Annotated in this window: 12 protein-coding genes and 1 pseudogene; 6 read left to right on the forward strand and 7 right to left on the reverse strand. The window is 63.0% G+C overall.

Features of this window, described 5'->3' with window-relative positions; translation table 11 throughout:
* Positions 1-27: 27 nt before the first annotated feature.
* From drmB to ACRVY7_RS17380, 4 genes are all read right to left on the reverse strand, one after another.
* On the reverse strand, positions 28-1,770 hold the full coding sequence (drmB, locus tag ACRVY7_RS17365; protein WP_431817964.1) for a DrmB family protein: 1,743 nt from the start codon (positions 1,768-1,770) through the stop codon (positions 28-30).
* On the reverse strand, positions 1,767-4,952 hold the full coding sequence (locus ACRVY7_RS17370; RefSeq protein ID WP_431817965.1) for a helicase-related protein: 3,186 nt from the start codon (positions 4,950-4,952) through the stop codon (positions 1,767-1,769). Before ACRVY7_RS17370 ends, drmB begins: the two co-directional genes overlap by 4 nt.
* Entirely contained in the window at positions 4,949-6,760 is a 1,812-nt protein-coding gene (locus tag ACRVY7_RS17375) for a UvrD-helicase domain-containing protein (RefSeq protein ID WP_431817966.1), read from the reverse strand. The genes ACRVY7_RS17370 and ACRVY7_RS17375 overlap by 4 nt, the downstream gene beginning before the upstream one ends.
* Positions 6,761-6,954: 194 nt before the next feature.
* Positions 6,955-7,578: a very short patch repair endonuclease gene (locus ACRVY7_RS17380; protein ID WP_431817967.1), complete on the reverse strand. Its 624-nt coding sequence runs from the start codon at positions 7,576-7,578 to the stop codon at positions 6,955-6,957.
* On the opposite strand from ACRVY7_RS17380, the gene ACRVY7_RS17385 reads away from it, so the two are divergent.
* Positions 7,567-8,862 (forward strand): hypothetical protein, encoded by a 1,296-nt coding sequence (locus ACRVY7_RS17385; protein ID WP_431817968.1) that lies wholly within the window; start codon positions 7,567-7,569, stop codon positions 8,860-8,862. The two genes, ACRVY7_RS17380 and ACRVY7_RS17385, sit on opposite strands and share 12 nt — an antisense overlap.
* Positions 8,863-9,009: 147 nt before the next feature.
* Complete coding sequence (locus tag ACRVY7_RS17390) at positions 9,010-10,632, forward strand: long-chain fatty acid--CoA ligase (protein WP_431817969.1); 1,623 nt, start codon at positions 9,010-9,012, stop codon at positions 10,630-10,632.
* Between the two features lie 30 nt (positions 10,633-10,662).
* Here the strand turns inward: ACRVY7_RS17390 and ACRVY7_RS17395 are convergent, their stop codons facing one another.
* Positions 10,663-11,055, reverse strand: a complete 393-nt coding sequence (locus ACRVY7_RS17395; protein WP_431817970.1) for an excalibur calcium-binding domain-containing protein — start codon at positions 11,053-11,055, stop codon at positions 10,663-10,665.
* A 133-nt stretch (positions 11,056-11,188) separates the two neighbouring features.
* Positions 11,189-12,130 (reverse strand): NADP-dependent oxidoreductase, encoded by a 942-nt coding sequence (locus tag ACRVY7_RS17400; protein ID WP_431817971.1) that lies wholly within the window; start codon positions 12,128-12,130, stop codon positions 11,189-11,191.
* Positions 12,131-12,244: 114 nt separating this feature from the next.
* Here ACRVY7_RS17400 and ACRVY7_RS17405 point away from each other — a divergent pair, with 114 nt between their 5' ends.
* A complete protein-coding gene (locus ACRVY7_RS17405) occupies positions 12,245-12,757 on the forward strand; it encodes a MarR family winged helix-turn-helix transcriptional regulator (protein WP_431817972.1) in 513 nt (170 codons plus the stop codon).
* A 355-nt stretch (positions 12,758-13,112) separates the two neighbouring features.
* Positions 13,113-13,334: a PASTA domain-containing protein gene (locus tag ACRVY7_RS17410; RefSeq protein ID WP_269449453.1), complete on the forward strand. Its 222-nt coding sequence runs from the start codon at positions 13,113-13,115 to the stop codon at positions 13,332-13,334.
* A gap of 12 nt (positions 13,335-13,346) precedes the next feature.
* Here ACRVY7_RS17410 and ACRVY7_RS17415 read toward each other — a convergent pair whose 3' ends face one another.
* Complete coding sequence (locus ACRVY7_RS17415; RefSeq protein ID WP_431817973.1) at positions 13,347-14,057, reverse strand: N-acetylmuramoyl-L-alanine amidase; 711 nt, start codon at positions 14,055-14,057, stop codon at positions 13,347-13,349.
* A 168-nt stretch (positions 14,058-14,225) separates the two neighbouring features.
* Between ACRVY7_RS17415 and ACRVY7_RS17420 the strand changes: the two genes are divergently transcribed.
* Together ACRVY7_RS17420 and ACRVY7_RS17425 are read left to right on the forward strand one after the other, a co-directional pair.
* A complete protein-coding gene (locus ACRVY7_RS17420) occupies positions 14,226-15,308 on the forward strand; it encodes an HNH endonuclease (RefSeq protein ID WP_431817974.1) in 1,083 nt (360 codons plus the stop codon).
* Between the two features lie 196 nt (positions 15,309-15,504).
* Positions 15,505-15,756, forward strand: a pseudogene (locus ACRVY7_RS17425) (nuclease); the annotation flags it as partial.
* Positions 15,757-15,826 lie beyond the last annotated feature (70 nt).

A 15,826-nucleotide genomic window follows, 5' to 3' on the forward strand; every position in this document is an offset into this window, starting at 1 on the left:
TCCTCGAAATACTGCCCGATCCGCAGCCTATGCCTGCGCGAGATAGGCGCTGAACAGGCCCGCGTCCTCTTCGCCGGGCTCGTGGGTGCCGAACAACAACGCACGGTCCAGCAGCGTGTTGTTCAGCTCGCATGAGGTCTCCGGAGCGAGCACGCACGCATGGCACGCGGCCATGTTCAGCGCATCGGTTCCCGACGCCGGCGACTCGATGCACACGGGATCCGACGAACACCACGACAGCCTGGTGAGGCCCTCCTTGATCGCGGCAGCAAACTTGTCGGGATCAGCTTGGGACGCGACCCCTCCCAGGCTCCCGGCCGAGTCAGAGCTCGCCGTGTAGATGAGGATGCCCGCCATGTCCTCGTCGACGAAAAGTCGTTCCCGCAGCGAGGACGCGGGGTATCCGGCGTCCAGCGAGAGTTGATCGATGAGGACGTGCGCCAGAGTGTGCAACGCGACCTTGGCGATGTCGACTGTGATCGGACCTCGCTTGAACGCCTGCGCTTCTTTGTTCGCAGCCTCCTGCAAGGTGCGTCGTCGACCGTCTGCGAAGGGCGCGGATGCCCACTCGGTGAGTTCGGCACGGTCGAGCGCAAGGAAGATTCCCTCACCGATGACCTCGATCGCCGGAAGCCAGTACAAGGGCTCTGGCGAAAGCTTACAGAGATGATCCGGGTCAACCGTTCCGTTGAGTCTTGAGAACCCGTACAGCGCGCGGACTTCTCGCAGCCGAGTCACCTTGCGCAGATCGGTGAAGATATCTGGCACGTCGTCCGGGAACTGTCCGTTGGTCACCGATTTCTCGCACACGAAATCGGACTCGTCCTTGCTTTCCTCACGGCCGTCCATCAAGGCCCTGAACTCTTGACGACGCAGCTGCGCTTCGTCGATGTCCTCGGACTTCTCCTCGCCTCGGCGTCGCTCGACCTCGGCCACGATCTGGTCGACGGTGAAGCGCCCGCGAGACTGCTTTGCGATGTTTCGCAGCAGGGCGTCGTTGACTGCGGCGGGGTCCTCGAGTGCAGCCCAGTACCGATTGACGAACTTGGAGAGGGCCTCCGAGTAGGGCGGGATGGAGATCGCGGACCTCACGGCCGGGAACCACACATTGGACGCACCGCGCTGGACCACCCGGGGTGTCTCCGCACAATCCTCGGAGTAGTCGGCTCCAAGCCATGGTCGCGATCCCTTGCAGCGAATAACCCCCTTCATGGCTGCCGGTCCCGTCGCGCCATCAAGGCTTCGACTCTTCACGCCGCAGGTGCATTCGAGGACGAGGTCATCCAGCGAAGATGTGCGGCCAAGCGATTTCATACTCATTTCGTGCCGAGAGTCGGCGGAACCGTTGTGTCCCTGATGGAGCCATTGGAAGAACGGGAATTCGTCGATATGGCCGCGCGTGCAGGCGGTGATGAGTCGGAACGGTGACAGCGGCGCTCCTACACGGCCGTCTTTGCAAAGACAATTCGTTGCGTTCCAATCGCCCCCGAGTTGGGCTGTGGTGCCGACGCGGCGGCAGGAAGGGCAGATCTGTGTCTCGGGAAACCTCACGACCGGCACATCACGCTTCCCACCCGCGGGCGGCGATTTCAGTTCATTTACCCCGAGCGACCGCGCGAGGCGCGGTTCACTGACGACCGGTGATCGATCCTCGTGCCACTCGTGCAGCCCTACGATCATGAAACTTGTTGTTTCCGAGGGAAACAGACCGCCGATGCCATATGTACTGAGGAGTTGGCTGCGCCGGGCCTTGACGTTGGCAGTTTTCACTTCTTCCTCCTCATCGGGATCTGGTAGAGACTGCTTTCGGCATCTACGTCACGCATGCTCTGCAACGTCGGCCAGGGCACCTCGCGTTGCGAGTAGTCGATTGCCTCATTGGTGAGGGCGTCTTCGGGACGCACCATCAGAGCCGCTTCCAGGTTCTTGTTTTGGTATTTCATATTCTCGCGTTCGTCGCCCGCGTTGGCCCACACCTCGAGCAGTGCGGCCAGTTGATCGTCGGTGGCCGCCACCTCGTCAGGTGCAACCTTTCGAACACGGTCGACGATCAAACGCGCGACTTCCACCAGCTCATCCCACTCGTTCGACGCCAGGTGTGCCGACCCGTTGCCAGAGAGTGCTCCAATCAGAAGCCGAGCCATCGAGATCAGAACACCGTGGAGGCCACGATCACGCGCTCGGGCCGCGAAAGGCGTAGCGCTGGTGGCCTCGACCGCGCGATACAGCGATTGGTGGAAGGGCCGGAAACTCTCGTAGTGGGACCGGTCTCGTGAGCGCGCAGAGTTGAATATGGTCACCACCAGCCCAGGATGCTGACGTCCGACACGACTGGTCGCCTGAATGTACTCAGCGCTGGCCTGAGGTTGGCCCATGACCGTCATCAAACCGAGCCGGTCGATATCCACACCCACAGAAATCATGTTCGTGGCCAAAACGACGTCGTCAGGCGCGTTACTACCGCCCAATCTTCGTTCCAATGACTTGAGACTCAGTGGAATCTCCGACGACGGGACACGACTGGTCAACTCGTTGACGCGGATCGGACCACGAGTCGTGGTGTCACTTCGCTTGGCCACCACGCCGAGCCTCTCCACCACGTCACCCTGCACCTGCAGATACGCGCTTCCCAAGACGCGAAGACTGTTGAAGTACCCCAACAAAGTCCAGTATGGGTCTCTCGTCGCATCGTCACCATTGATGTCTTTTGCCGCCTGCAGAAGCGCCGCGTAGACGCGCACCATCAACGTTGCGTGACTTGTTCCCGATGCCATCACCCCTACGTACTGCCTCGTGCCGAGTTCATCTCGACCCGATGGTTCGGCGAAGAAGGACTGATCTGGATCGATTCCCGGTGGCGGGAAAAGTGCTGCCGAACGGGCAAATACGGCCTCGATCTGCTCTTCTGCACGACGAATTGTTGCTGTCGACGCGATCACCTTGGGCTTGGCGCGGTTGGACTCATCCCCCAGGGAAGGCACCGAGCAAGCCGCGTCAACTGCAGTTTCGTAGAGTCCCACCATTGAACCCAGCGGCCCGGAGATCAGGTGGAGTTCGTCCTGAATGATCAACTCGGGCGGCGTACCTTTTCCGTCGCGAGCAAAGAGCTTGCCCACATTCTCGTTCCAGGCCATCATCGCGAACTTGTCGACGGTCCCGAGGATGAGTTCAGGACGTTCGCGATACACGTCCTCGTCGACCAGGTGAACCGGGAGCCCTGCCCTGAAGTCACATGACGGAGTCCCGCATGCAATCACGAGGTGGTCGAACGGACGTTTCTCCGCGGAGTACTTCTCGTGATCAAGAAATGTTCCGCACCAGGGGCATTGGGTGAGCTGCACAGGATTCTTCTCCTGAAGGTCTTGCCCCATCGCCAGCTTCTTCAGAGAAGTGCGGGCCTCCGCGACCGAGTTGGGGGTCGCACCTGCACCCACCCACAATCCAATAGAGAATGACCGATTGCCCAGATCCGGATTGTCCTTTCGCACCGTCTCCAATGAGCACATGAGCATCGATGCGCGCTCGAACTGTTGAATCGTCAAGAGCCGCAACGTGTATCGCATGATCACTGCGACACCCATCGCCGACGAGTCCCGAATTCTACGCAGAAGGATCACGAATGCAACGAGCCCGAGGTACGCCTCGGTCTTTCCACCACCAGTGGGGAACCAGAGGAGGTCTGCCACTTCTCGGTCATCATGGGACGCATCGGCGATTCCTGGCAGATTCAGCAGAACGTAAGCAATCTGGAATGGGCGCCATTCAGCATCAGACCCATCCCCAACTGCCCCCTTGGCCCCGCTGCGCACCCAGTCCTGACGCGCTCGCTGCAACTGCATCGCACGGTTGGCCAACCGGAAGGCGCGCAGTTCATCTGGGCTGCGCTCAAGGAGTCCAATCCCGGCTTCGATCCGGTCGGCGGCCGTGCGCATGTCTCTGATATGCCGGGCTGCAACGGGTTTGAGGTCATCGTCGGCAATGGCAACACCACTGCGGACATCGGATTCGATGGCATCAATCCACGCTCGGTAGTGGGCGGTGAGACCTCGCAGGTTGGTGCTGATCACATCGATTGGAGCATCGGCCAATGTTGCCATCCGAAGATCGAGATCCTTGACCTTACCGGGCTTCGCGCGATGCACCTCATGTGTCGGGATGAAGGTAGTCGATACCTCGGCGACCGTCCCGTCCTTCACTGCGTCGAGATCCCAGTCGGCGGCGCACCCGTGCCCGATGGCAAACGCATGGGCGTTTCGGTACATCAACGCTGCGGTGTCGAGATCGTCGTCCATGCCGATGTTGTGGGCTATTGACCTGTCAACGATGTCCGAGTGCTGCGTCCGCGCGCTCAAGCCCACTTGGAACCACGAAATAGCATCGCGCATATCACCTTTGACCGCTTGGGCCTTATTGTTCAGGGCGACCGTGACCGTCACGATTCCGTCCCGTTCCGGCCTGACGTAGCGATACAGTTCGAGCCCAGGGCCGACTTCGCTCCTATACACGCCTGGGCGCTGGAGCTGTTGACTGACCGCGATCTCGTGCAACGGAATTCGCCGCCAACCGAGCGCGGCCTCGTCCTTGTCGATCACTTCTTGATACCAAGCCGCGCTTGGCGTGATAGTGACAGATTCCGCCGATGCACGCACCGAGAATGTCATGCCCACCGAGGATGGAAACCTCATGCGCGCCTGGGCAACCGGGCTCCCCTCATCCGTTTCGCCATCCGACTCGGCCCCTGTGGGTTCACTCTCGACTTCTTGCTCAACGGCCTCGGCATCCTCCTCGTCCGCGGGCCTAGGCCAAAGGGTGCCAAGAATATACCGGTTCAACGGCGCTTCTGCGATGACTTCATGTTCGCCGTCACCTGGACCGAAGAGATCGGCTTTCAGCGCATCGACCATCTCCTCGCGGAACCGGTATTTCTCGGCCAGACTATCTTGCACGTTCATCCCACTTTCTCCATCACATCCCACAGCGGTCGCGCGAGACCCGCAACCCTGGGAACAAGCCAGAACCCGCCGGGACCGATTCCCTCATTCTCGACTGCACGCGGGTCGCCCGCCGTCGTTTCCACCGACACCAGAACCATGTCGGCCAGCTCAGCCGGCCACTGTCCTCCACGGATATTGAACGCGGTCGCAAACGCCTGGCCGAAGTCGTCGGTCGTGCGCCCGATCGGCGTGCCGTCGACGGTCAACGCATATATCGGGCGCTCGCGAGTGGAGTGCTCCAGGTCGAGCTCCGCGTCGACCCCACACCCGACCGCAGCGGTGCCGAGGGCGTGCTGGATCTCGACCGCATCGCAGCCGTCCATTGCGGCAGGTCGGGCCGCATACGAATCAGAACTTCCGATTTCTATCGATCCTGCGCGAGTGCTTCCCTGCCGTCCGACGCGCTCCTGCAATCTGCCGGGCAGCCATCCGAACTCCGCCACCGCGGAACGCGTCCGCAGCGCCTTCACGAGGGTGATAGTGTCCCGCGCTCGGGTCAGCGCCACGTACTCCAGCCGAATCTGGGTCCACGGGTCGCCGTCAGGGGCGTAGTAGTTCGCGGGTTCGACGATGTATACGTTGTCGAACTCCAGTCCCTTGGCGCGGTGGATCGTGGACACGATGATGTCGGAGGCGTCGTCCTGGGTGAGCGTCAGAGGAATGCTCCCTGCCATGACACGCCGTCGAATCCGCTCGAGGTCGATTTGCTCAGAACTCCGCCCCCGTCCTTCGACCGACTTCAGCAGGTACCACGCGTCCTCGGCTTCCTCGCTGGCCAGAACTTGCGCGAGCTGTGTTTCGACTTCTGATCGGGGCACTATTGGCCCATTCAAGCCGCCGAGAACAGGCGCGAGCCACCGGGCAGCGCCGAATGATTGGGCAGGGCGACGGACGGCGTGGCGGATATCGTGGTCCACGAGTTGCCGCGAGATACGGAGTACGTCGGCGTTGGTCCGGCAAAGCACGGCGGAGCATCCGACGACATGCCGAAGGAAGTCCCAATCCCCGGGATCGATGCGAGGCAGGGTGCCCCGGAACACATCCAACTGTGATTGAGCATCGATCGCATCGCTCGCTTCTCTGAGGCGTGCCCCGAGGCCGGCCGCGCGAAGACAATCGTTCCCTCGCGCCCGGTAGTTCTTCTCCAGGGTGACCGTGGTCGCGCCCAGGTCAGTGACGATGTGATCCAGGAAGTCCCCGGATTGGGTCTTGCCCGCAGATGCTTCCAGCACGAAGTCGTAGATCCCCTGGAGTGGGTCGCCCAGCACAGTGAACCCTGCATCCCGAGGAAGGTGCCGGAGTATCTCCATCACGAAGTCGGCGCGGTCACCAATCAGGTCCTGGACCTCGTCGACGATGACGTGCTGGAGGCCCTCGATGGGTTCGGCGATCGTATCGTCGTCGGCAAGAAGCGTGGTCGCCTGGCGAATCCTCGCCTCGAAACCGCTTGCGGGTTCTTGGTCCGCCTCGATCAGAAGCTCCGACGCAAATGAATCGAATGTGCGCACGTTGACCTCTGCCATCTCTCGTTCCGAGAGGCGGGTTCTGACCGCGTGCACGGCAGCTCGAGAGAAACTGAGCACGAGAAGTTCGGCCGAAGCAGACAATTGATCACGTTCGATCAGTGTTCTCAGCCGACCGGTGACGACCTCGGTCTTCCCCTGACCAGCACCTGCAATGACGACGAGGCGCTCGTCGGACGGAGCTTGTGCCACCCGGAGCTGCGCGGCGTCGAGCTCGGGGACGACCGCGTCATCATCGGGCATCGTCACTCCGTTCAAGTTCCCGTTTCTGCCGCTCCTCTGAGCCAGGACGGTTCGCGACGATGCCACCTCGGCGACGAGGAACCCTGCAGAAGTTCTACTTTATTAGTCGGCAAATCGGACACGATTCGGGCTCGCCCGGTCAAGCCCACAACCAACCTGGGACGCACAGTCCCATGCCGTTGATCGGGTCGTTTCTACCATTCGCTTGACACCCTAATCTGTCCCTTGACCCGCGCGATATCCGCAGCAACTTCCTCGGGCGGCTGATGCTCCCAGTAGCGTCGAACAGTCCAGCCTCGTCGCTCCAGCTCGGCGTCGGTTCGGCGATCCCGCGCGATGTTCGCGTCGAGCTTCTGTGCCCACCACTGCTGATTGGCCGTAGGGCGAGTTGCATGCTCAGGGCAGCCGTGCCAGAAGCATCCGTCGATGAAGATTGCGAGCTTTTGGCCACTCCAGGCGATATCTGCTCGGGTGCGGAGGTCAGACTCGAGCTTGACGTCCGTACGGAATCGCAGGCCGCTTCGGTGGAGAATCTTCCGAACGGCGATTTCTGGCGCGGTGTCTCTGGATCGTTGCCGGCTCATTCTGGCGCTGACGGCGTTGGATGAGGCTGGGGGTCTCATCAAGGTTGCCTCCCTGCGCGGATAAGTCATCAGATTGTCGCGCGAACCGGCGCCACTGTTACCTGAAGCAATGAGCGGCGCTCGGTGGACGTTTCCGCGTGTCATCCGATCGGACCGATGATCCAATATGTCCGAGACGTCCGATACATTCAGTCCGACATCGCGCACGCTCGAGGGGATCACATGACCGACCATGAACTTCAGCAGGTACCCGTCTGGACATTGGTCACAGAGCAAACAGACGTCCCCGACGTTTTGAGCGGGACCACCGAGCTGACGTCCGATCGGCTGGCCGGGCTGCGAGATGCACTGGCCACGCTGAGCGACGTACCGCTGACGACGCTGGAGGCACATCACCTTCCTGAGGCCGTTGATCGTTCAGCGGGCATTCCCCTCGGTAGCCTGAGCCCGCTGGCGATGGAGCTATCAAGGCTGGTCAGTCGGACACCGAAAGTAGTCTCAGACGGAGGTGAAACGCTGTATCGCATGGTGGTACCGGCGAAGGTCGCGGCGCAGGTAACCGGGGGCATTGTCACGCCGATGACGTCCAAAGCCGTCTCCGGGGGCATCCACAGCGCGCTGACAAACGGCTCGAAGATCGCGGCGCAGGCGACGTTTGTACCCGTTGCGGGCAAGGCTGCAGTCGCAGGCGCGGCCGGTGGATCAGCTGGCACCGTAGGGATAGCCGCCGCCGGAGCCGGCGCACTCACAGTCGCAGCGCCGCTTGTGCTCATGGCGGTAGCGGTTGGGATCAGCGCACACGCCGACCGTCAGCGGCAGCAAGCACTTGAGCGGATAACCAAGCTGCTCGAGAAGATCGACGCGAACATGCTTGCCGACGAACAGCATGGTCTGGAGGGCTGCGCGAGCTCAATCGCCAAGGCCACCGCAATCCTTCTCGACCGCGGCCAATTGGGTATCTCACTCGGCCTCGACACCGCCGCCCACACCATCGACACCGCGGTAGTGAAGGCCAGCTCACGAATCGCGAAGTGGGAGCACGCATTAGGCGATCTGGACGACGACCGTATCGAGTTCAGTCATCTCGTTAAGGCTATCCCGACGATCGCCGATCCCTCCGGGGAGTTCTACGTTCACCTGCAGCTGGCACGGCTTGCCTTTTCCATGAAGCGGCGCATTTTGGTGCTTCAGGCGGTAGAGCACGCGCAGATGGACGAAGGCAACTCGTTCGAACGCTTCATGCACAGCCTCGATGTAGAGCAGAAAGAAGTCGAGCGATTGGAAGACCGCTTGCGCGCAGTACTTCTACGCCTGTCGTCGATCCAGTTGGACCGCTCGCACGGAATCCGTGACGTCGTATTCTCGGCCGGCGAGGTGGACAAACTACTGAACACGTCGCGCCTCCTCCAGCGCCTTGGCGAGTTCGCGCAGTTGCCCTCGCAGCAGCCCGACGTGACAATCGACATCGCTCAGCACAAAGACGGATCCCTCGTGGTGCTGCCCGCTCGGGCCGCATAGCGCCGCCTTTAGCCTCTCGCCACAAAATCGGACACACCCAGCAGCCCCGCGCGCCCGACCCTGCATAATCGACACCGTGACCGGCGTCACGACGGCGCCCTGACCCCGCGGGCGCCACAGCCCGGCACGTGAGACACAGGAGCACCCATGCAGAGCACCATGCAAGACGCCCCGCTGCAGATCGCGCAGATCCTGCGCCACGGCAGCACGGTCCACGGCGACGCCGAGGTAGTGACCTGGACCGGAGACGGTTCGCGGCGTCGAACATATGCCGAGGTCGGACGACGCTGCGCACAGTTGGCGCACGCACTGCGCGGCCTCGGCGTCAACGGTGACCAGCGCGTCGCGACGTTCATGTGGAACAACGCCGAGCACCTCGAGGCCTACCTCGCCGTGCCCGCGATGGGCGCGGTGCTGCACACCCTCAACATCCGACTCTTCCCCGAGCAGCTCATCCACGTGGCCAACCACGCCGAGGATCAGGTCATCATCGTCGACCCCTCACTGCTGCCGCTGCTCAATCCGCAACTGCCGCAGCTGACCACGGTCAAGCACGTCATCGTGACGGGCGAGTCCACCGACGGCGTCGACGCTCTCGACGGCGTGCAGGTGCACGCGTATGAAGCGCTGATCGCCGAGCAGTCGGTCGACTTCGAGTGGCCCGAGGTCGACGAGCGTTCTGCCGCCGCGATGTGTTACACCTCCGGCACCACCGGCGACCCGAAAGGTGTTGCGTACAGCCATCGTTCGATCTATCTGCACTCCATGCAGGTGTGCATGACGGATGGTCCTGCGCTCAAGCAGGGCGACCGCGCGCTCGCCGTCGTACCGCAGTTCCACGCGATGTCGTGGGGTCTGCCGTATGCGGCGTTCATGATCGGGGCGTCGCTCATCATGCCCGACCGCTTCCTGCAGCCCGAACCGCTCGCCGCGCTCCTCGCCGCCGAGCAGCCCACCTTCGCGGCCGCGGTCCCGACCATCTGGCTGGGACTGCACCAGTACCTGGAGCAGCATCCGCAGGACATCTCGTCCATGAAGGACGTGCTCATCGGCGGATCGGCTGTGCCGCCGTCGTTGATGCACGTCTTCGAGAAGGACCACGGCATCACCGTGCTGCACGCATGGGGCATGACCGAGACCTCGCCTCTCGGTTCCGTCGCCCGACCACCCGCCGGCACCGAAGGCGACGAGCGTTGGCACTACCGCTACACGCAGGGTCGTTTCCCGGCGTCGGTGGAAGCGCGACTCATCGGCGACAACGGCGAAACACTCCCCCACGACGGCAAGACCGTCGGCGAACTCGAGGTCCGCGGGCCGTGGATCACCGGCGCCTACTACGGCGTCGACGCCGCCGACAAATTCGACGACGGCTGGCTGCGCACCGGCGACGTCGGCTCCATCACCCCCGACGGCTACCTCACGCTCACCGACCGAACCAAGGACATCATCAAGTCGGGCGGCGAATGGATCTCCTCGGTCGACCTCGAAAACGCCGTCATGGGACACCCCGACGTCCTCGAAGCCGCCGTCATCGGCGTGCCCGATCCCAAGTGGGACGAGCGGCCCCTCGTCGCCGTCGTGCTGCGTGACGGTTCCGACTCGACGCCGGAAACGCTGCGAGAGTTCCTGTCCGACAAAGTCGCAAAGTGGCAGCTCCCCGAGAACTGGACCATCATTCGCGAGGTTCCCAAGACCAGCGTCGGCAAGTTCGACAAGAAGCGCCTGCGCTCGACGTTCCACGACGGAGGACTCGACGTCACCCGGTTGTAGGTGACACAAGTCCTCCGTCGCGGGGACGAGCTACGAGAAGAACTCGACCGAGCCCCAACCCCCACGATTCGGCTTCGACTTCGGAGCCTTCTTCTTCGGCTTGGGTTGGGGCTTGGCCTGAGGTTTCGGCTGCGGTTTGGGCTGGGCTTGGGGAGCGGGCTGCGCCTGCGGGGCGGGCTTCGGCGCTGATCGCGACCCGGTCTCACACGCGACGCCGTCGCCATCTCGATCAAGTGCCGAGCGGTATCCGTCCTGGCCTTGGTAGATCGGCGCGACGCCCGCGTCACGTGCCGCCTGGCAATTCTTGTAGTACGCCACCGGCGTGGGCGCAGGAGCCGCCGACGCAACCGGGGCAAACCCCACCAACCCTGCGGCGACGCCTCCGGCAACCAGCCCGGCGATGGCCGAGTACTTCTTGTTCATCTCGCACCCAATCTCTCGAATATCGATCAGTGACAGTACTGGAAGACGAACAGGTCATCGGCGGTTCAAGCGTCGGCCGAACAGACGAATCTTGCTGACGCACTGGCCGATGTTGACTTCAGAAGCGCGACGCTCAGCCCTCACCCAACGGAACCACGACGACCTTGCCCCGCAGCCGGCCCGCCTCGGCCTCTTCGTGCACCTTGATCAGCTCAGGCAACGAAACCCGCTGCGCGATCTCGACTTTGAGATCCCCGGTGTCGACCAGGGCCACCAGTTCGGTGAGGACTGCGGCGTCGGGGTGCAGGAAGATGGTGACCGCACGTACTCCGCGTTCGTCGTCGCCGGGAGTGGGAACCATCGGCGTCGTCGACACCACGACGCCCCTGTCGCGAACCAGTGGCACCAACGCCTTGAAGTCCTCCTCGGTAATCGGCCCGACGTTCAGCAGAACGTCGACCGGTTCGGACACCACGTCGAGGATGGAAGTGGTTGTGTAGTCGACGATCTCGTCGGCGCCGACACGCGTCACTGCCTCTGCGCTACGCGGACTCACCGTCGCGATGACATGAGCACCAGCACGCTTCGCGAGTTGTACGGCGTATCCACCGACCGAACCACCGGCTCCGTTGATCAGCACCCGCTGGCCCGCCTTGAGTTCCCCCGCCTCGAACAGCGCCTGATACGCGGTGAGCGCCACGGACGGTAGGCCGGCAGCGTCGGCGAGCGGGATAGTGGTCGGTGCAGCTACGAGTGAATCAGCAGGCACCACAACGTATTCAGCGTCGGCACCATCAGCGTCCATTGGAATGAATCCGACGACGCTGTCGCCGACGCTCAGGCTGGTAACACCCTCGCCCACCTCGTCGACCGTGCCCGAGACGTCGTAGCCCGGGGTGTGCGGGAGCGTGATCGGGATCGGCAGGAACCCGCCGCGCAGACCGCCATCCGCAGGGTTGAACGCCGAGCCCGCCACCCGGATTCGCACTGCAGCAGGACCTGCCGTCGGAGTCTCGACGTCTTCGTAGCGCAGAACCTCGGGACCACCCGTTTCGTGAAACCGTACAGCCTTCATGATGTCCTCCTCGTCGGTAGTGCTTCGAATTTGAAGCATCTAACGACGACGGTAGACCTACTTCGAATTCAAAGCAAGTGCTTCGAGTTAGAAGCAAGATGATAGATTCGAGAGGTGCCACCGCAGCCCGGGATCGACCCGACCGAACTCGCCGCTTACTTCGGGCTCATCGAAAGCACGAGCCTGTTGAAACACGCTGTGGAACAACAGCTTCGAGACGTCGGAAACCTCAGCTACATCCAGTTCCAGTTGCTCGCGACGCTGGGAGATTCACCGACCGGCAGCCGACGAATGACCGATCTCGCCGACGGCGTCGTCTACAGCCGCAGCGGCATGACCTACCAGGCGCAGGTCTTGGAGAAGCGCGGCCTCGTGACCCGCACACCGTCGACCGACGACGAGCGCAGCATCGACGTGTCGCTCACCGACGAAGGCCGCGCCGTTCTCGCGAAGGTCTTTCCCGGCCACATCGCGATCCTCAATGACATGCTGCTCGCACCACTCTCGCGCGCCGACATCGAGTCGCTGGCCGACATCCTCACCCGCACACGCGACCACATGCGGCAGGTCCCGCCTCGCTCGGCCGCGCCGCGGCGTCGAAAGAAGGGCGCTGGCGCAGAGGAGTGACGCTGTGTCCCCCGATCGGATCAATCGATACGGAATCGGACATAAGCGTCGGTAGGCATGCGTACCTTTACCAGCATCTGACGTCGGGGGTCGTCACACACTATCCGTCGGAGGACTGATGAAGCACGTTCGCACACAGGGTCATCTCGCGCTCTGCGCACTTGTGGCCGCTGGAGTACTCGGCCTTACCGCATGCAGTGGTTCGAGCTCGGAACCAACAACGACGACCACTGCCACCACGACGGCAGAGGCGACCACCTCGCAATCCGCTGAAGTCACTGAAACAACAACGGCAACAACAACTCCGAAGGCTCCGGCCGCGGCACCGGCGACCACCGAGCCCAAGGCAGCTGCCATGCCGAACGTCGTCTGCATGAACCTCCAGGAAGCACAGAACACCATCCAGGAAGCCGGCGTCTTCTACTCACGCAGCAAGGACGCGACGGGTCAGGGACGCAGGCAGGTGGTCGACAGCAATTGGATCGTCGTCGCACAGACTCCATCCGCGGGCGCGCCTGTCACAGAGGGTGAGGCCGTGTTGTCCGCGGTCAAGATCGGTGAACCCAGCCCCTGCTGACCACGCACCGACTCACATCGCGCACCCGTGCCCGTCCACGGGAAGCGATGTGCGCACCCCGTCGGCGATACCCCGTGCGTACCTCGCGAGCCACGTCGACGGCAGGGGCGTCGACCCACCTGCGTCGTCAAGTCCGAACTCGTTGTAGACCCATGGCACACGGTCGGACATCAGCGCGATCATCGGAATGTTGCCGGTCCATAGCGGCGCGCGACCCCCAAAGTCGTTGTCGGTCAACATGACCGGCATGCCTTCGGTCCGGGTTCGAGCGTTTGCTATCGCCTGGCCATAGCGCTGACTGGCGGCAGCTGTTGCCTCGTTGCGGTAGGTGATGCGCAGCGTCGCGCCGTCGGCTCCTACTCCCTCGCGATACAGCCCCACGCGCTGTACAAACACTTCGTTTGCGCCTGGACTCGTGTGAATACTGATCGCGACACGTGCGTGCGCCGCGACCGCACGGTCGACCCGCTGCCGATACGTAACGTTCTCTGTGACAGCATGTTTCAGCATCACCACGTCATATCCGTTGTGTTGCAGAAGCTCTCGCACTTCGGTGGCCACCTCGAACACATTCGCGTCCTCGGCACCGTTGGGGTAGTCGATCTGCGACGCTCCGGTCACGGGATCGAATCCGTCGACACGCACGGGGTTGTGGCCAGGGTCGAGCGCCACCACAACAGCAGAACAGGACGCCGTCGACGATGCGCCGGGCGCCGCCGACACCGCGGAGGAATAACCCGCGTCCGTACTCTGCGTCGCGCAGCCACCACTGAGGCAGCACGCAAGAACCACCGCCCCCATCTGCGGGAGAGCCCACCTCGCTTGTACGCGCACCATGCGATGATCGCAGACTGATCGCTGAGTAGACCGCGCCTCACTACACTCAACCCCGTGCCCACCGACCCGCTGACGCTCGGCCAGCAGCTCGTCGCTGTGCTCGAGGGCGGTCGGCGGACGTCCACGTACAAGCTCGCCGTGATGGTCGCGCTCCTCGACCTCGCCGTCGAATCCGTCCCCGACGATCCCGCCGCGGAAGTCCCGATCGACCTCGACGACCTGACCGACCGCGTCATGGCCCAGTACTGGACCCAGCTACGCCCGCTCAGCGAGAAGGACCACGTCACTCTCCGGCAGTCGCGCGACGGGCGCGGTGTGGTGTTCGACGCGCTGGTCGCTCTGCGCGAACAATGCAGCACTCCGAGCTTGCGCGAGATGCCGATCGAGAGCGCCAAACTGGCTGCACCCGAGGCATATTCAGTAGCCCACACGACGGTCAAGAAGAAGCTCGTGCGCTATCCGCTGCATCTACTGCAGCAGGTCGGCACGGGCTCGCACGAGTGTTTCCTCTACGACGACGCGTGGATGGGCAAAGCCTCGACTCGCGCCATCGCCGATCACGGCAACCGCCTCGTGCTGTTCGCGGGCGTCTGCCACACCCTCGCGCGATTGGCACCACTCGTGAAACCCGCGTTCCAACTCGCCTGGGTCGACGACGTCAGGCACATGAACCGCGACATCCTCGACGACGGCCCCGACATCGCCGACCACCTCTTCGGCACCGAACGCGTCTCGCTCACCCGCCCCGCAGGCATCCTCGCCGAACACTTCGGCAACGATTGCTTCTACTGCAATTCCCACCTGCGCGCGAGCCGCCACGTCGACCATGTCCTCCCGTGGTCGCGCGTCGGAATCGACGGCCTCGCCAACCTCGTCCTGGCGTGCCCGCGTTGCAACACAAGCAAGTCCGACGTCCTGCCCGCGCCCGCGTATGTCGTCCGCGCGCTCGACCGGGGGCAAGACGTCATCGACGCTCTCGCCGGCGAGATTCGCTGGCCGAGTCAGTACGGCAGAGTCAAGGCGGCGTCGCACGGCCTGTACTCCACACAACCCGACACGACGCCGATTTGGTTGGGCGCCAGGCACATCCAGCCACTCAAGCGCGTCGACTTCGGGCGGTGGGACGTCGAACTCTGAGGATCGTCCTCGCTAGCCGAGCGTCGTCGAGCAGCCTCGCCGGCGGCGCGGAAAGTAGGGGAAAGAATCTCTCCGTGGGTCTCGTCGCTTTCCCCGCGCAACTTCTCGAGGAAACGTCAACAACCCGAGGAAGAATCCTTTCCCCGAGTTTCTGCGCCGCGACCGGCGCCGCCGAGCGGCCGTGCGCCCGACGTAGGGTAACGCGTCGTACTGGGCGACGTTCTAGGACGACGAGCAGGTCTTCTACGGACACGTACTCGGATTCAAGGGACTGGAGCGTCGGGTAATTGTGTTGGCGCTCAACGAGTCCCCGGCGAGAAGCCGGTCGACAAAAAGGTTGTATGTCGGGCTGTCACGCGCGCGCGAGCAACTCGTGGTGTGCGGCGATCCCGAGTTCGTGCGGGCAGTCGGCGGACCCGACGTCGCGCGACGGCTGGGAATCGACTGACTCGCCCCACCTTGCTCCAGCTAGTTATTCGCACGCCCCAAAGATCAGCGGTCGTACTGCCTTCAAATGA

It is taken from the genome of Gordonia jacobaea, assembly GCF_965344965.1.
Classification (GTDB): domain Bacteria; phylum Actinomycetota; class Actinomycetes; order Mycobacteriales; family Mycobacteriaceae; genus Gordonia; species Gordonia jacobaea.